At 35.9% G+C, this 17,960-nt stretch carries 17 protein-coding genes; 4 read left to right on the plus strand and 13 right to left on the minus strand.

Going from position 1 to position 17,960, the window contains the following annotated elements:
• Nucleotides 1-87: 87 nt before the first annotated feature.
• A complete protein-coding gene (locus tag EM808_RS16210) occupies nucleotides 88-1,443 on the minus strand; it encodes a TrkH family potassium uptake protein (protein WP_127739258.1) in 1,356 nt (451 codons plus the stop codon).
• Between the two features lie 535 nt (nucleotides 1,444-1,978).
• On the minus strand, nucleotides 1,979-2,788 hold the full coding sequence (locus tag EM808_RS16215; RefSeq protein WP_127739259.1) for a helix-turn-helix transcriptional regulator: 810 nt from the start codon (nucleotides 2,786-2,788) through the stop codon (nucleotides 1,979-1,981).
• Nucleotides 2,789-3,054: 266 nt separating this feature from the next.
• Between EM808_RS16215 and EM808_RS16220 the strand changes: the two genes are divergently transcribed.
• The 3 genes from EM808_RS16220 to EM808_RS16230 are packed head-to-tail and all read left to right on the plus strand — an operon-like array spanning nucleotide 3,055 to nucleotide 6,111.
• Entirely contained in the window at nucleotides 3,055-4,215 is a 1,161-nt protein-coding gene (locus tag EM808_RS16220; RefSeq protein ID WP_127739260.1) for a Gfo/Idh/MocA family protein, read from the plus strand.
• A 29-nt stretch (nucleotides 4,216-4,244) separates the two neighbouring features.
• On the plus strand, nucleotides 4,245-4,982 hold the full coding sequence (locus EM808_RS16225) for a ThuA domain-containing protein (RefSeq protein WP_127739261.1): 738 nt from the start codon (nucleotides 4,245-4,247) through the stop codon (nucleotides 4,980-4,982).
• Nucleotides 4,983-5,013: 31 nt separating this feature from the next.
• Entirely contained in the window at nucleotides 5,014-6,111 is a 1,098-nt protein-coding gene (locus EM808_RS16230) for a Gfo/Idh/MocA family protein (protein ID WP_127739262.1), read from the plus strand.
• A gap of 218 nt (nucleotides 6,112-6,329) precedes the next feature.
• On the opposite strand, the gene EM808_RS16235 is transcribed toward EM808_RS16230, so the two are convergent.
• Nucleotides 6,330-7,541, minus strand: coding sequence for an MFS transporter (locus EM808_RS16235; protein ID WP_127739263.1), 1,212 nt, complete (start codon nucleotides 7,539-7,541; stop codon nucleotides 6,330-6,332).
• A gap of 101 nt (nucleotides 7,542-7,642) precedes the next feature.
• On the opposite strand from EM808_RS16235, the gene EM808_RS16240 reads away from it, so the two are divergent.
• Nucleotides 7,643-8,458 (plus strand): MerR family transcriptional regulator, encoded by an 816-nt coding sequence (locus EM808_RS16240; RefSeq protein ID WP_127739264.1) that lies wholly within the window; start codon nucleotides 7,643-7,645, stop codon nucleotides 8,456-8,458.
• Nucleotides 8,459-8,730: 272 nt separating this feature from the next.
• On the opposite strand, the gene EM808_RS16245 is transcribed toward EM808_RS16240, so the two are convergent.
• The 10 genes from EM808_RS16245 to EM808_RS16290 form a co-directional block, all read right to left on the minus strand.
• A complete protein-coding gene (locus EM808_RS16245) occupies nucleotides 8,731-9,165 on the minus strand; it encodes a VOC family protein (protein WP_127739265.1) in 435 nt (144 codons plus the stop codon).
• 297 nt (nucleotides 9,166-9,462) lie between these two features.
• Complete coding sequence (locus EM808_RS16250; RefSeq protein ID WP_235856629.1) at nucleotides 9,463-10,251, minus strand: AAA family ATPase; 789 nt, start codon at nucleotides 10,249-10,251, stop codon at nucleotides 9,463-9,465.
• A gap of 161 nt (nucleotides 10,252-10,412) precedes the next feature.
• Nucleotides 10,413-10,724, minus strand: a complete 312-nt coding sequence (locus tag EM808_RS16255) for a hypothetical protein (RefSeq protein ID WP_127739266.1) — start codon at nucleotides 10,722-10,724, stop codon at nucleotides 10,413-10,415.
• Nucleotides 10,725-10,896: 172 nt separating this feature from the next.
• Nucleotides 10,897-11,238, minus strand: a complete 342-nt coding sequence (locus EM808_RS16260) for a hypothetical protein (protein WP_127739267.1) — start codon at nucleotides 11,236-11,238, stop codon at nucleotides 10,897-10,899.
• A gap of 699 nt (nucleotides 11,239-11,937) precedes the next feature.
• Nucleotides 11,938-12,174 carry a hypothetical protein gene (locus EM808_RS16265; protein WP_127739268.1) on the minus strand — a complete coding sequence of 79 codons (237 nt, stop codon included), beginning with the start codon at nucleotides 12,172-12,174 and terminating at the stop codon, nucleotides 11,938-11,940.
• 363 nt (nucleotides 12,175-12,537) lie between these two features.
• On the minus strand, nucleotides 12,538-13,101 hold the full coding sequence (locus EM808_RS16270) for a CBO0543 family protein (protein ID WP_127739269.1): 564 nt from the start codon (nucleotides 13,099-13,101) through the stop codon (nucleotides 12,538-12,540).
• 219 nt (nucleotides 13,102-13,320) lie between these two features.
• Entirely contained in the window at nucleotides 13,321-14,136 is an 816-nt protein-coding gene (locus EM808_RS16275) for a lipid II flippase Amj family protein (protein ID WP_127739270.1), read from the minus strand.
• A gap of 309 nt (nucleotides 14,137-14,445) precedes the next feature.
• Nucleotides 14,446-15,078, minus strand: coding sequence for a trimeric intracellular cation channel family protein (locus EM808_RS16280; RefSeq protein ID WP_127739271.1), 633 nt, complete (start codon nucleotides 15,076-15,078; stop codon nucleotides 14,446-14,448).
• 292 nt (nucleotides 15,079-15,370) lie between these two features.
• Nucleotides 15,371-16,843 (minus strand): phytoene desaturase family protein, encoded by a 1,473-nt coding sequence (locus EM808_RS16285; protein ID WP_127739272.1) that lies wholly within the window; start codon nucleotides 16,841-16,843, stop codon nucleotides 15,371-15,373.
• Nucleotides 16,840-17,946: a glycosyltransferase family 2 protein gene (locus EM808_RS16290; RefSeq protein ID WP_127739273.1), complete on the minus strand. Its 1,107-nt coding sequence runs from the start codon at nucleotides 17,944-17,946 to the stop codon at nucleotides 16,840-16,842. Before EM808_RS16290 ends, EM808_RS16285 begins: the two co-directional genes overlap by 4 nt.
• Nucleotides 17,947-17,960: the final 14 nt, after the last annotated feature.

The following is a 17,960-nucleotide window of genomic DNA, read 5'->3' on the forward strand; positions in this document are numbered from 1 at the left end:
TATTCGTGTTTAGAAAGGTTATCTTTTGTTTTGTCCCAGCCTCTCTTTTGAAAGCTGGAACTTTTAATACTTAACCAAGCATTATATTTATCCTATAATGATGCGCTCTTTTGGATAGTTATAAGGCTGTTTCATTGGTTTCCCTCCCATAAAGAACAAGAAGGTAAACATTCCGATTTTCCCTATAAACATTAAAATCATGATGACACTCTTGCCAATAATACTCAATTCTGGTGTAATTCCAAGCGAAAGGCCAACGGTACCAAACGCAGAGGAAACTTCAAATAATATCTCCATTAAGGAAAAGGCTGTTTCGAAATAGGCAAGTATGAATACTGCCAAAACACAAAGTATCATCCCTGTTGTGAATACGATGAAAGACTTGATGATATCCTCTTCTTCAATCTCTCTTTTGAATATTTTTATGGTTCTATTGCCCTTCGCATAATTATAAATGGTTAAAAGCATCACAGCAAAAGTCGTTGTTCTAATCCCACCACCAGCACTGCTTGGAGATGCCCCTATGAACATAAAAATACAAAGCATTAAAATGGTTGGTACGGATAGCTCGTTCACATCGCTAATCGCCATTCCGCCAGTCCGTGAAGATATGGAATAAAACAAGGAATGGAAAAAGGATTGATGCCAATTCTTGTCTGTAAAGAAATGACTGTACTCGAACAAATAGAAGAAAACTACTCCGATCACAATCAGAATGAAAAAAGTTGCGGTTGTAACTTTAGTGAACAAGGAGAATTGGAATGTGCTTTTTCGCTTATGCCTGAGCCACTGAATGACCTCTATTAATACTGGAAATCCAAGTGATCCGATGATAAAGAGTACTATATTAATGATGATGACAAAATAATCATCTGCGAACGGAATAAGAGATTTTCCTGTAATATCAAAACCAGCATTTGTCGTTGCAGCTACAGAGGCGAAAAAACCTTGTAAATAAGCCTCTTGCCATGTAGAAAAATACTTTAAAAAATAGGTACCGAAAACAACAGCCCCAAATAGCTCAACAATAACAAAAACAAAGAAAATCATTCGAATGAGCCGAACAATTCCAGAAAAAGTCGGGCTGTTTTGTTCAGTCGTCATAAGTATCCTTGCTCTAAGTCCTATCTTTTTTCCAGATACAAGCCAAAGAATTGTACCGAAAGCCAACACCCCAATTCCACCAAATTGGAGGATGATTGCAAAAATAAACGTACCGGGAACACTAAGGAGCTGACTCACATCTACCGTAGATAATCCTGTAACAGTTACCGCACTGATAGATATGAATACGGCATCAATAAATGCGAGCTCTGTATTCTCTTTTTGAGTGATAGGCAGCAGCAATAAAATGGTTGAAACCATCACAGCTACTAAATAATAAAATACAATTAACTGAGCTGCAGATAGTCGTTTTGTGAAAATCTTTATTTTACTATTCATTTTTCTCCAACTTCTTTATGTTTTGTACCATATATTTTGTCCGTTTAAAAAGATAATAAACGAAACAGGATGGGAGATTAGAAAGGTTTTCTTTTTTTTCTTTTAAATATAGCATTTTCCACTCAGTCGAATTTATTCAAATGTGAAACAGGTTATTAATCCTATAGGTATTCTTCACTTGAACAGTTACCTAAAAAGTAACAAGTTGTTCAATAAAAATGTAACATACTTCTTCATCTGAATTTTTGAACATTCCGAAAAAGTCCGATATTACTACGTAATTTTTGGTCTTAATTGACTAAATTCTATGACTTTTTTGTGTATTAAATAATGTGGTAATCTCCCTTTCTATCCAAACATGCAGAAAAGAGAAAGGATGCAGTTAATAAGAACCTAACCCTTTCTCTGGATTTTTTTATAAAGTTTTTGTAAGTCCTCTGTAATTAAAATAGTGATAAATAACCTTAATCAAACAGTTTAAAAAAATAATGTAATTTATATCTTTTAACTTATATTCAGCTGCCATTAGTTTCTCTCAGGATTTTTTATTATGAATGGGTTGCTGACTAACTAAAAGCGCTGGAAGTGTATGTCGGTATTCTTTTGGTGTACATAATGTTTTTTTGATGAAGTTCCGATTAAATGAGCGTATGTTTTCATATCCACAAAGATAAGCAATCTCCGTTATATTTTTTTCTGTTGTTCTGAGCAGATGGCAACCATAGCTAATACGAGTATCATTTAAAAACTCGGTAAAAGATGTTTTAACATGGGCATTAAAATATTTGGAAAGATAATTATAACTATATCCAAGTGTGACGGCTATACTTTGTAAAGTAATAGGTTCTGTAAAGTGTTCCTGTATGTAGGTTAGCAGGGTGTGAAGTAAAGCTGAGTCTTTTTTTTCTGTTTTTATGAGGGTCGTTTGTGCCATTAGCTCGGCTAATAATAAGTAAAGACTGGCTTTTTGTTCTAAAAGGTTGAAGTCATCTTTAAAGAGTGTTTTAGAAACGAGCATTTTTGCCTGTACAGAAAGGTCGAAAACGGGGTTTTCAAGGGAACGATTTTCTATCATGCTTTGAAAGGTCGTTACATAATCGGGTGAAAAGATACATATTTTGGCTCTGGATTGTGATACTGTCGCAATGGAATGAATTTCATTCGGTAAAATTAGTAAATATTGTCCAGTATGTAAATGATAGTTTTTTTGTTCAATCATGACATCCATTTCACCACCTACGACAAAGATTAATTCAAAACAACGATGGAGATGGCTAGGAAAGTTTAAATTGGCAGAATCATAGTTTGAAATGAAATCAAAATGGTGGGACTCATATAATAACATGGTAGATTCACCCTTTCCTAATAGGATAATTTTTGTCTAGGATTATATAAGTTTTATCTTGTTGTGTCAAATGAAAAAGTGATACATTTACCAATAATAGACATACATTAAATAAGATTTGTCTATTTCTCGCGGGTATCCCCCTATTCACTGCTGTGACAATTCGTATTACCGCTTTTTCTTAATGCTTTAAGATTGGAAGAGCGGGAATGATTTGTTTATCATTCTATATCTTTCCTAGTCTAATATTATCAAAGGAGAATACTATGGAGAAAATTAGAATTGGAATGGTCGGTTATAAATTTATGGGGAAGGCACACAGTCATGCATACCAGGATCTTCCTATGTTCTTCCCGGATATCATTCATCCTGAAATGAAGGTCATTTGCGGTCGTGATGAAAAAGCTGTCTCTCTTGCCGCCAAACAATTTGGCTGGGAAGAATATACAACTGACTGGAAGTCCTTATTAGAAAGAGACGATATTGATTTAATCGATATCAATGCACCAAGTGATGTACATAAAGAAATAACAATTGCTGCAGCAAAAGCAGGCAAGCATGTTTTTTGCGAAAAACCGTTAGCGCTTACATTAGCGGACTCTAGAGAAATGCTGGAAGTGGTGGAGGCAGCTGGGGTAAAGCACTTGGTTGGCTTTAACTATCGCTTTGCTCCTGCTGTTATGCTGGCGAAAAAGCTGCTGGATGATGCTAGACTTGGTGAAATTTATCATTTCAGGGCCTGTTTTTTACAGGATTGGCTTGTCGATCCTAACTTTCCCCTTGCCTGGAGATTGCAAAAGGAAGTTGCCGGTTCAGGTTCACACGGAGACCTCGGAGCTCATTTGATTGATTTGGCCCATTACCTTATTGGTGATATGACAGAAGTAATTGGTATGAGTGAAACCTTTATTAAAGAGCGGCCAATTCCTTCCCAAATGTCCGGTTTAACTGCAAAAGGCAGCAATAGTGATGAGAAAGCGCCTGTAACAGTGGATGATGCTACCCTCTTCCTAGCTCGTTTTGCCAATGGGGCATTAGGAAGCTTTGAAGCTACTCGTTATGCTGCAGGTCATCGTTGTACAAATTCATTTGAAATCAACGGAAGTAAAGGCAGTGTTATTTTTGACTTTGAGCGAATGAATGAACTGCAGGTTTATTTTACTGATGACAAGGAGGATGTACAGGGATTTCGCCGAGTGTTAGCGACTGATCCAAGCCATGCTTTCGCTCAAAATTGGTGGCCCCCGGGACATACGATTGGCTATGAACACACATTTATTCACGAAGTAGTAGAACTTATGGAGTCTTTTCGCGAGAATCGTCAGCCTGTTCCAAACTTCCGTGATGGCGTAAAGTGTCAAGAAGTATTGGAAGCGGTTGATTTATCGATTGAGAAACGTCAATGGATACGAATATCTGAAGTTTAAAATACATTACGGAAGTGTGGGGTGGAACTATGAAAAAATCGGCTTTAATTGTTTGGGGCGGATGGGATGGCCATCAGCCTGAACAAGTAGCAGACATCTTTAAAGAAATTCTGGAAGAAGAAAACTTCCAAGTAGAGGTTTCAAATTCACTAGATTCTTATGCAGATAAGGAAAGGCTAAAGACATTTGACTTAATTGTTCCTCACTGGACAATGGGTCAAATTGAAAGAAAGTACGTCTTAAATATTTCTGAAGCAGTGGCTGCAGGTGTCGGCTTAGCTGGCTGTCATGGTGGAATGTGTGACTCTTTCCGTAACAATGTTGACTGGCAGTTTATGACAGGAGGAAATTGGGTCGCTCATCCTGGCAATGACGGGGTGGACTATACTGTTAACATTAAACACTCCTCCAGCCCGCTATTAAAAGGTATTTCTGATTTTAAAGTTGTAAGTGAGCAATATTATCTTCATTATGATCCGGCTGTAGAAGTGTTAGCAACTACGCGTTTCCCAGTGTTTGATGGTCCTCATTCTGCAAACAAAGCAATCGATATGCCAGTTGTCTGGACAAAACGCTGGGGACACGGAAATGTATTTTACAATTCATTAGGTCATCAGGCAAATATTGTCGCAATGCCGGAAGTCTCCCTTATTATGCGTCGAGGGTTTTTATGGGCCGCTTCTGGAAAGGCACAGGCCGAGAATTCAGCTGTAAATTCGACCTACAAAAATGTACGTACCTATACTGGTATGGGAGACAGCCAATAAAAAACCTTTAAACTGAATCTGGAGGAGTCTTATGAAAAAACTTAAAGTTGGCATCATTGGATGTGGAAATATTAGTTCTATTTACATGGAAAACTGTCCAAAATTCCCCCATCTTGAAGTTGTGGCCTGTGCTGATTTAGATTTACAGCGGGCCGATTCTCAAGCTGAAAAGTATAATATTCCTAAAGCTTGTTCAGTAGAGGAGCTCCTGAATGATCAGGAAATTGAACTAGTAATTAATTTAACCATACCAAAAGCACATGCCTCTGTCTGTATACAAGCGCTTGAAGCAGGAAAGCATGTATATACGGAAAAACCGCTGGCCGTTACGCGCGACGAAGGCAGTCAAATTTTAGAAACAGCAAAAAAACGAAATCTCCTTGTTGGCAGTGCGCCTGACACCTTCTTAGGTGCTGGTATTCAAACGGCGATTCATTTAATAGAGCAAGGTGAAATTGGTGTGCCTATTGGAGCATCTGCTTTTATGATTTGCCGTGGTCACGAACATTGGCATCCTGACCCAGCCTTTTATTATGATGTCGGCGGTGGGCCAATGTTTGATATGGGACCATACTACTTAACAGCCTTGGTTGCTCTATTAGGACCAATTAAGCGAATATCAGGGTTCACACGAATCAGCTATCCTGAAAGAACGGTGCTAAGCACACCAAAAGCAGGCACTAAAATCGATGTGAAAATACCAACTCATATCGCAGGTGTGATTGATTTTTCTTCAGGAGTAATTGGAAACATTACTACGAGTTTTGATGCAATTGGCGGTACATCCCTTCCACCTATTGAAATATACGGAAGTGAAGGAACATTACTAGTTCCTGATCCAAACACCTTTGGCGGACCTGTTAAGCTTAGAAAACGTGACGAAAATGAATTTAAAGAGGTACCACTTGAATACGGGCACGCTCAAAACAGTAGAGGACTTGGTGTGGCAGATATGGCTCAAGCAATTATTGAAGGCAGTCACTTTCGAGCAAATGGCAAGTTAGCCTATCATGTGTTAGAAGCAATGCATGGTTTCCATGATTCCTCAGATAGCGGCAGACATTATATGATGGAAAGTACCTGCGACAGACCTGAACCAGTCTCCATCAAAATCCAGAAGCAACGATAGTTTAAAGGTTGAATATTTACAAGGGCTGCCTTTTAGGACAGCCCTTTTTTGCGTGTTAAATTGATTTTGCTATAGATGTTGCTGATTTTTTTAAGAATTACATAGAAAAAGGTCAATTGGCAATATCAAAGAAGTCTAAAACCCACCCTATAAAAGAGGTATGGGTTTTAGACTTTTAGCTTATTTAGAATATAACTTTACCCATGTGCAGTCGTATATTAGTTAGTTCTAGGAGCAGCTTTTTTTAATTGAAGCCGACTTGTCAAAATAATACATGAAAGTGTCAACATGGCTGCAAAAATATAAGCACCAATTAAATCCACTTTAAGGACTATAAACCCTGAACTAGCACTGCCCAAAAGCAAACCTGCCATCATCAGCGGCATTATAATACCATTTGTTCTTCCAATGTAATCAGCAGCAACCTCCTTCATCATCATTGTACTAAATATTACTTGAATAAATGCTGCAGAAAGTCCTGATAATATCCGAGCAGCTGCAGTTAACAATGGCCAGAATGACATTATTTCAATAATGGTAATAAGAGAAATAGCTATTATTGTCGTTGTTAGGATATATTTGCTATTTTTTTCAACAAATGATGATAATGTCACCGCAAGTCCGCCCCCGAGCAACATGCCTATTCCCTCTGCAGCAGCAAACCACTGAACAGTTTCTTTTGGTAAACCTAACCTTTCCATTATCAAGAACACATCTAACGGTTGGGTAATTCCAAAGGAAATACCCACAATAAAAAATATACACGCAATAAATTTTAAATTGTTATGCTTAAATACATATATAAGGCCCTCTTTTACATCTATTAATGCCGATTTTGTTTCGTTTCTTGATTTGTTTTTCACTGTTTTTGGTAAAAATAATTGTAGTCCAGATACTATGGTAAATATTACAAACAGCGTCCAAATAGATGTTTCTAATCCCAATTGTGTATATATAAATGTTCCCAAAATCGGGCCTAAAATAGTAAATATCGCCATTAAACTTTGGCTGATCCCTATAGCACTTCCCACTAAATTTACTGGAATATGTTTTTTATAAAGGACAGCCGAAGATGGCTGTGAAAACTGACTAATAATTGCAGATATCACAGTTGCTGCAAATACAGATTGCCAAACTCCATTAGAGATGAGGATTAATATTAATAGCATGGAAAGAGCACTTAATGCATCTCCATAGACCACAGTCTTTTTTGGGTTCCATCTGTCAGCATATGTTCCGCCAATTAAAGAAAATATAAATATTGGTAAATATTCTAATGTTGTTAGCAAGGAGACTGCAGTAGGATTGTTATTTGTCATTTCCATAATATAAAAAAGCAAAGCCATATTACGAGTCCAAATTCCAATCTGTTGTAACAGGTCTGCCCCCTGTACGATTAGAAATACCCTATTCTTTAGAAGTTCCTTCATTTATTTCAACACCAATCCTTTTATTTAAAAATGAAATTCACTTTACTGAGTGTTATTATAAAGTGTGGAGTAACTCCATAGTAAAGAAAGGATTTAATAATGTGAAAAATAATCATATAAAAACATTTTCTACAGGAGAATTTGCAGATTTATTTGGAGTTAAAAAAGATACTTTACTGTATTACAATAAAATTAATTTATTTAATCCAGCAGGTATACACTCAAACGGCTATCGGTATTATACTTTACCGCAACTAGATACCTTTAGTGCGATTCAATCACTTCGTTCCGTGAACGTTCCCATAAAAGAGTTGAAATCTTATTTTGATTCACCCTCCTCTACTAGATTGAATGAACTTGCTTCAAGACAAGTGGAAAATATTGAAATGGAGATTAATAAGCTAAAAGAGAATCAATTATTTCTTTCTCGATTGATGGAAATAACAAATGAGTTGCAGACAGTAGTTATAGGGGAGTTGATACTAAAAGAGCTACCTGCAGAATCTGTCTTATATAGTACATCGAAGAATATTGATTGGGATGCCTCTGTGGAAGCTTTATCACATATCTATGATGAATTCTTGATAGAAGTAGGCGTAAATGGAGCATCATTTGGTTCCGTCCTAAATAAGAACAACCTATTAAATGAAAACTATCTCCAAGCTGATTGTTTATTTTGTCGGATGGAAGGACCAGGAACTATTAAGAAACCTGCTGGTTTGTATGCAATCTATTATTATCAAGGGTCGTATGATAATATAAAAAATGCTTATTCTTATTTGTTAAAGGAAATATCATCTCAGAAATTAATTATAGCTGGGGATGCCTATGAAGAGTACCTACTTCATTCCTTGGTTTCAAAACATGAAGAAGAATATATTACTAAAATAAGTATTAAAGTGATTCCTCAAGAATAATGAGTACCGCTGCAAAATTAGCTTTGAGGACATAATTATCAGAATTAAAAGCTACGATTTTAACGAATTGTAAAAAAACGGAGTAGCATAATATTGATGCTGCTCCGTTTTTGATCCTCTTTAAAGTTATACTAACTAAGAACTTACAAAACTTGTGTATGCAACATACTACTTTCTAATTCTGATGCATAAATATATATACCATTATTCCCCTCTTCTAAATCTCAGCAGCAATAGCAAGACAAATGTCGGATTAATTTAATTTAAGTTTTTTATTTCATTTCCTCAGCCAACTCCAAAATAATTCCCTCTGGGCCACGAACGTAGCATAATTTATAACTTTCTTCATATTGCTGTATCTCACTAAAGATATAAGTGCCCTTTGTCTTCAATTTGAAAATAAGTGCTTCAATATCTTCAACAGCAAAAGCTATATGGCGGATACCAAGTGTGTTTGCTAAGGGTTGCTGAATATCTTCAGCTGAAGGAGAATAAAATTTGATTAGCTCTAGCCACGTCTGACCGTCTGCTGCTCCCATTCCAACACACGCTACTTTCACATCATCAAGGCCAGTTGCATATCCCATCAAATCTCCTTCCATCTCCCACTCCCCCTTCACCTCAAGTCCAAAATCGCGAAAAAATTCTTTCGCTGCTGGAAGATCATGAACGATTACACCAATGTGATCTATTCTTTTAATTTTCATTTCCCTTGACTCCTGTGTAATTATTAAGTTAAACACTTTCTTTGTTTCCTCTATTCTATGTTGTCTTTCGCAATTCCTTCCTGCCCTTCATTACTATTGATTTTTCTAAAAGGCGGAACAATGTTTTTATAAGAAGCTGGACAGAAAGTATCGTATTTAATAATAGAAAAAAGAAGCATTAATCAATGTTTGATTAACACTTCTCACCATTCCTTCAGGATCTTTTAACTCTTCAATAAAGACCCTATTTAAGCAATTACCTTAATCTCACAGAATCCAAATCCTAATTATACTTATTTAGGTATCAACATAACTTATATCACTTCTAATGAAAAGATGGTGCAGTAGACGATCCTTATTTTCAAAGAACTGCTTCATAATGGAATAATGTTGAGTGTCTTCTAATGTCGACTCACTTATCCCTTCTTCTGTAATCTCGAATATTTTAGAATTTGGATAAGCCATAATTATCGGTGAGTGAGTAGAGATAATAAATTGAGATCCTTGAGAAACTAGTTCGTTGATTCTTGCTAGCATCGATATTTGCCTTAAAGGAGACAAGGCTGCTTCTGGCTCGTCTAAAATATATAAACCATTTCCTTGAAAACGCTCGTTAAATGCGGCAAAGAATGATTCCCCATGAGATTGTTCATGCAGTGATTTTCCGCCATAGGAATCTATAATTTTCGGACCAAAACCAGGTTCTTCTTTATCTAATTCTTCTATATTTGTTGCTACATTATAGAAGGTTTCAGCTCTAAAGAAAAAGTGTTCCTCTGCTCGGTTTGCTCCTTTAACTAAACGGAGATATTCATCTAAATTCGAGTGGGAGTCATAACTCGAAAAATTAAAATTTAATGTGCCACCTTCCGGATTAAATCCTAATGCAATGGCAATTCCCTCAAGTAAAGTGGATTTTCCCATTCCATTTTCACCAATAATATAAGTAACATTAGGATGAAGCTTTAATTCTTTTAAGTTCTGAATAACAGGCAAATTAAGTGGAAACTTGTCATAGGATAAAATCTGGTCTCTTTTAAGACTCACAGACCTAATGTACTGAGAATCTTGCTTTAAAATCTTCAATGAAACAATCACCTCTTACCTTATAAGTAAAAACTATCTTAATTTAGTCATAACACTTACATTCCAGTAAACACCCTTATTTTACTATCTTGCCACATTAATGTGAGGAAATGCTACCACGTATGTAATAAATGCAAGGATTTAATTAGTCTGCAGAACGCTTATTCTGCTATTGCCTTAATATAGTTGTCTCCGCCTTTAATTGCGATGGCATTTGAGATTTTAACCCCCTTTATTGCCCATAGAGTTGTTCCTTTCTTAAAGTAACTCGAATAGTTATCAGGAGTATTCATCATTTCTTCGGTTGAAGAATGTTGAATTTCACCGATTTTTTCTTTTATCGTATCAACATTAATATTTGTTATTCTGTAAATCTGGTTATTCCATTTAACGACTGGAAATGCTAAGGAGTCTTCAGTGTGGACTATTTCCTCATACTTACTTTTATTAGTACAGCTTCTTTCTGTAAGCAACCACCAACTATCATTAACTTAATTAATAGCGATATATAAGATTTAAAGATTACACTCACCTCAAGTCTTCCTAAACTTTTTCCATAGCCAATGCCTTACCTTAAGTCAATCGTATCCATATGAAATATTCCATCTTTCTTCCATGTAACAACAACTTGGTACATATGTCCCTTTATTGGTCCGTCTCCCAAAAAAACTCAGTAGAGAAAGGGTGAAATGTTGTAACAGAACCGTCTATATCTCTTCCCTCATTAAATATATCTGTATCTGTAATTGTCTTGCCATTATCCTTGAATTCCAACTTCTCCACTTTTACTTCTTGTTTATCTAACTGTTTAATTTTTCCCTGCCAGCCAGTTGGCTCACTTGCATCAAGATTCATTTTATATGTGTATTTCCACATACCATTTTCCGATTTCTCAGAAATAGAAATACTAGAAGTATAGGCATACACCACTGAAAGAAAAACGATAAGTGAAACAATAACCGGGATTACATATTTCTTTTTTCCCACCTAATGACCCTACCTTCTATTCAATGATTAAAAATATGCATTGCAAAAGAAAAGTTCGCTTTTCAATTTCCTCTATATTGTTAGACTGTATTTTTTTAAAAAAGTTCCCATTTTTATCCATTTATACAACTAGTAAGATTCCAAAGTTACCTTCCCTCTATATAAGAAAGGAGGACTGAAGATCCTTTAAGAAAATTTATATACAAAAATAAAATCTTTAATTTATGAAAATCGATTATTAGAAGTAATCTATTCTCAACCACGTTTGATATTTACATTTACACTTATTGATTTAGTCGTTTATTTTTACTTAAAGTGATTGTTGTTATAATAAAAAAATGTCTCATTTCTAATAAGACTTTTTTCAGTACGTAATATTTCTAATTTAAATAACGATTTCACACTTCTGTCCTAGCCTCTTCCATTATATAGGCTAGGGAAAGTAAAAGGTGCGATATTCTCGCACCTTCGTGAATCTATTTAATTTGGTATTACTTGTTTGACGGCACTTAAATGTTTTTGCCAAATTTTCAACTATGTATGTCTGTTAAATGGTTTTCATTCTAAAGATAAAACAAATCTTTAAAATTCTTCTGTTTCTTCTAAAATCCACTGTTTCTTATCAAGTGAACAATTTATTTATGCGGTGTCAAATAATTCAGCCTTTTACTTTACTTCCTTTTCCAAACAATTCCTCTTTTATAATTCTTCAACTGCAGGTCCCAGGTTATCAAGGTCCTGTAAAATATTGATAATTATAAGGAATTTATAATCCTTACCGAACTTACCTAGTTTAACCACTTGATGAACTTCAACGACATCATTTGTATATTGCTTAACTGAATCACAAATTTCATACAATAATTGTGCAAAGTCAGTTTTTTCCCAATTTCTAATATCCAAGGGTACATATTGCTGTATTTTATTTATATTCATTATTACCTCCTAATTTCCGATATATATATTCCTAAATTATCCAATCCCTCCCTTTATTCTAGATTAGTTTGAATTTCCCTTCTTTTCTAATCTGATATGGAGAAAAACATCTCAGTTCTATCTTTTAATTTCTCTTCTGCCGTTAAATTCTTCTCAAAAACATCCTGTTCAAACTGATTATTTGAGTATTACTATCAGTCAGCTATAAGAATAAGAATATTTGTTTCATTTCATTATTTAAATGGAGGGACAATCGGAGGGGCATTACCTATTGGGTCACGACTGTATAGAAAACTCTATTTATTAAACAAACTTTTTAAGAAATAAATCACAAGGTTGATATGACTGTCTAGCTCTTAGAGTTCATCTCAGCGGCTTAGTCGCCTTACTATTAGCCAATAAATGAGCTATTATATATATTATTAAAAATCCAGGAAAGGAAAAAATCGGATTCCATCCTGGGTATTTTGTATATCCTAATTTTAAAAAGAGAGGTTCTGCTAAAAATGCTGTCATACTAGCAAAAATAATTGCTTTGATTAGTAAATTTGCTTTGGCTTTTATTTGGAGAAAAAACATGATTGTAACTGGCATTAATGCAAAATCCCATGGTATATAATCTGGCATTAGAGGGACTAATTTATTATAATATCTCCATAGACCCAGCGTTACCCCCACATAGTCTAACCAGGTGGAAATGAACATTGCCCAAAGTCCAGCTAATAACAGCCTAGCGCTGCTCTCCTTGTTTCTAAAGATAAGCCATATTATCCAAGGAATGATCGTCATAAATAACGAAGTCCACCATCCAAAGGAAAATAAAATATTATCTGCCCAAATGTCTTGTAAATGTGAATGAGCTTTATCTAGTAATACGTATTGTTCATCAATTAATCTTTTTATGTTTTCTGGGGGACTAAACTTCATACAAATTTTGTCCTCTCATCTAAAAATATTTCTTCTATTTTCCCCTTTACCAATATATCTATTCCATTCCTTTCAGGGCGCAAATACAAATAATTGCCTATACATTGCCCAATTGTTACTCAGACGAGAAGTCAACAAAATGAAACTAACCTTCGTTGTTGCAAATTCTTACTTAGAATTTTCTTGCCCACAAAAAAAAGCTGCCATTAGCAGCCTGTTTTATATCAACTTAACAAACCAAGCTACATAATATGCAGCTGGAATAAATAGTAATTGAGCAACTATTGTACCGATAAACTTAGAAGATATCATTGTTAAAGAGTAGCTTTTCAGATAAATGTAATCTATTTGTTTCTTCATGACTTTATCTGCTAAAACAGAAGCTTTCGGGTCAATAAATAACGTAAGTAATATTGTTGCTATACCATTTATGATACCAGATGACATTAACGCAGCTGGGGCATATTCCTTAGGAACTAACATAGACGCGTAGATGGAAGATAAAACGCCAATAGTAAATACGGCTGAAATAATTACGTTTATGATAAAAAGCCGTTTAGGAATTGTCTTGAGCGTTATCCCTTTTAAATACTGAACTCTTGGCAAACGAAAACATAATAGCACCTTTTTGATACCAGTTTTGTTAAAATTAGTTAAAAATAACCCAACAACTGAACCACTTTGTTTAGAGAGCTGCACGATGCCTCTTGAAAAAATATTAATGAATGTAGGAAATAGAAATATACCTAATAATACGCCAAAGGATGTGACTGCTATTAACACCCTGTATTGTTCTTCAATAAAGTGCATTGGATTAATACTTGGTGCTTCAGCAATTAGTTTTGCTGTTAAAGGCTGTTGAAACATAGTAGAAAACCTAGAAATAATAAGCAATGTACTAAATAATGATAAGGCTGTTGCTATCAACTTTACCCTAGCTCCTGAAATTCTGGTCGAATAAGCTAATGTTTCAATCATCGTTATTAGCAATAAAAACAATGATATTAATATGACTTTTCCTGTAAATAAATCCATAAAGACTCCTTAATAGTTGACTTCACTTTATTTTAATTATTTTATATTATACAATAAAAATTGGTAATATATAGATTTTAAGTTTATAGGGAAATTTTTTACATTATGTATGGCAGGAACGCTTACCCTTTATACATGTTTTTCAATATAAAAACAGCCGCTCACTAGCAGCTGTCTCCACGATAAGGTTTATATTGTTATTCATTTAACTTTATATTGTAGATAAGTGAAATTAAATGAAGCAATGATACCTATTCCAGTGGTATTTCTAATAAACAAGCTTTGAACGACTAGAATAATTTAGTATCTTTATACTGCTTTTTCCGTATTAGATGCTTGTCTTTTCGGCCTTGGAATATGCCATTTAAACCGAAGGGATAACATCCTTAAGACAACTATTATGATAAATAATACGTAAGTATCAATTATGCCATTGATAAAGTTAAGACCTATTAATGCACCTGTAATAATGGTCCAAAAAGCATATAATTCATATTTAAAAACAAATGGCTGTCTTTTCGCTAGGGCATCTCGAATTATACCGCCACCTACACCTGTTAATAAGGCAGCAGCAATACTAGCACTTGCCGGCAATCCTAAATTCTTCGCGTATAGAGCACCTTGAATAGCAAAAGCTACTAATCCCACTGCATCTGTTAGACCAAATGAATAATACCAATGCTTCCAACTAACAATTTTATGAATAGGTATAAAATACAGGACCGTAATCAATAGGAATGTTAGTAGAAATAATGTGTTTTGTTCCCATAATGCCGAAACCGGCACCCCTATTAACAAATTTCGTATAGCTCCGCCTCCGAAAGCAGTAATAAACCCTAATGCATAGTATCCAATCAGGTCATAATCTTCTTCCGAAGCAATCAGCGCCCCACTTATCGCAAAGGCGATAGTGCCGAGATAATTCCAAAAGTCCCAAGACATAACTCTTCTGCTCCAATCTTCATGTCGTTAATAACCTATATAATTATAAATACTGTTTAGGCATTTATACAACCTAAAATTGTTTTTTTAGGTACTTGACAATTAAAAATTTTCAAATTTCACCATGTCTATTCGAAGTATTCTGACGACTTTAAAGAAAAAATAAGGCTTCAAGTTATTAGGAAAGTCTCCTACTGTCTAAAAAATAGTGTCAGCCACAGCAATTCCATGTATTTCACTAACAAAAAAGGCTAAAGAAACAAGCTGGAGCTCGCTTCTCTAACCCTTATCGCTATTTTTCTGCATTCATAATTAAATTGGCGGTATTCATGCCGCTCAATGTTACGATTGGAGAACCGCCTCCAGGGTGTGTGCTTCCACCTGCGAAAAAGAGATTAGCGATATCCTTGCTCGCATTTTTAGGACGCAAAAAGGCATCTCTTTTTCGATTGGAGGATAGACCATAAAGCGCACCACGGTATGCACCGAATTGAGAAGCGATATCAGAGGGTGTATAAACTTTTTCCTCCACTATATTCTCCTTCAAAGATAGTCCGAAGGTTGAGAGCTTTTGATAAATAAGCTCTTTATACATTTCTGGATTTACCTGCAGATTCCCATCTGCAGGAAGAGCTGGAGCATTTGCCAGTATAAACAAATTGCTTCCCCCAGGTGCACGGCCAGGCTCTGTATAGGAAGAGTTACTGATGTAAATGGTTGGCTCACTGCTGTATTGCTTATGTTGGAATAAATCAATAAATTCCTGCTGATAATTAGTTGAAAAATAGACATTATGGTGCCTCAGCTCTGAAAATCGTTTATTAACACCTGCAAGCACGACAAAAGCTGAAGTGGACGGTGTCAGTCCTGCTGCCTTTGAATCTGAAAAGGAGGGACGGTCGCTTTCGCTCACCAGTTCAGGATAGGCTTTAAGCAAATCTGCATTCATAATAATATAATCCCCCTGTATTTTCTCCCCATCTTCAAGCTCAATGCCTATTGCTTTTTTGTTTTTTACGATGATTTTCTGGACAGGTGCATCAGCATAAAGCCTGGCACCAAGCTTTTGTGCAACTTTTGTATAAGCCTCTGCAATTTTAACATTGCCTCCTTCCACATAATAAACACCGCCAATCATTTCTAAATAAGCAATCATGGCAAATGTGGCAGGAGTCTTATAGGGAGACGATCCAATGTAAGTCGAATAGCGATTAAAAGCCTGCAGCACATGTGGATGAGCAAAATACTGCCGAAAAAAGCTGTCCAGGCTTTGCAGCGGTCTTACCTGCATAAGTGCAGCTCCAAGTGATGGCGATAAATAGTCCTGCCATGAATGAAATGTTTTTGGCAGAAAGTGCTTCGCTGATAACTTATATAATCTTGTAATCTCTTTTAAGAAATTATCATATTTATGGCTAGAATCAATGTGATTTAACTGTTGCAGCATATATTCCCTGCTGCTTGAAAGATCAAAGGAGGTTCCATCTGAAAACACATTTCTTGTATGATGCTCAAGCTTGATCATTCGGAAGTAGTCTTCAGCCTTTTCACCTGTCTGTTCAATCACCTTCCGGAATACCTCTGGCATCGTGATAGTATTCGGCCCGAAATCAAACGTATAATCTCCTAATGCGACAGGCATTAATTTACCTCCCAAATGCTTGTTCTTTTCAAACAGCTCTACTTGAAATCCTTTATTGGCAAGCGTTATGGCTGCTGACAATCCTGCCAGTCCACCGCCAATGATTAACACTTTTTTCTTCATGAATACTGTCTTCCTTTCCAGTTATAAGGCTTTTTCCTGATCCATCTCCACATAGAAGCATTCATGATAATAACTAATGTTGCTGCAGATAACGGCATGAAAAAGGCTAGAGACAAACGCTGACTTGCTTTCCAGTCTACTGCCAAACGCTGCAGAACAATAAGAATATAGGGAAGCACGAAAAGCGGTCGGAACATCGATAGTCCATACACCATTAGAATCCCTGGGAGGACATAAAAAAAGCCATAAAAAACGCTTAAGAGCAAAACCAGCGGGACAGAACGGCCAAGCCCTGAAAAAATATTCTTTATAAACCCTTCCCATACCTCACTATTCTGCTCATACATCCGACATGAAACGTTCGTACTTATATTAGCCAAGCAGACTCTGCATCCAGATATCTTCATTTGTTTTGCCAGATGAACATCCTCGACTATGGAAGTCTGGACGGTACGATGACCGCCTATTTTTTGATAGGCGTTTCTTTCAAAAAACATAAAAACCCCATTGGCAGCCGTTGCAGCAGGCATCTTGCTTTTATTTGCAAGATGGAGCGGAAGGTGAAATAGTACTACAAAATGCATCATCGGAATTAGAATCTTGCTCAGGATCCCCGGGACCTCAAAGGAAGGAAACCCGGTTATCAGCTTAACCTTTTCTTTTTTTAACAGTGTAAGTGTCTTTTCAATCACTTCAGATTTAAGCCGAACGTCTGCATCAATGAAAAGGATGTACTCACCATTTGCTTCCTTCTGGAGCTGATGACAGGCGTGCACCTTTCCAGCCCAGCCTGCCGGAAGCTCTCTTCCTCTTAAAATCTTAAAGCGGCAATCTCCTGACGTTTTTTCCTGCAGCAAGGGCAAAGTTTGATCTGTTGACCCATCGTCCAGCAAAAGAATTTCCAAATGTGGGTATGTTAGGGACCTCAGGCTGTTAATTAGTCCAGCAACATTTCGTGCTTCGTTTCTTAATGGCACCAAAACGGACACAAGCGGCTGAAATTTTTTAGTTAAATTAGGAGCTGGAAGACTAGGCAATCCGCTCATATTCCATAATGTCCATAGGAAAAATAAAAAGAGACTGATGGTTAAAAAAAGAATCATTTAGACATCGCCCC

The sequence above is a fragment of the Niallia taxi genome (assembly GCF_004005475.1).
Classification (GTDB): Bacteria; Bacillota; Bacilli; order Bacillales; family Cytobacillaceae; genus Niallia; species Niallia taxi.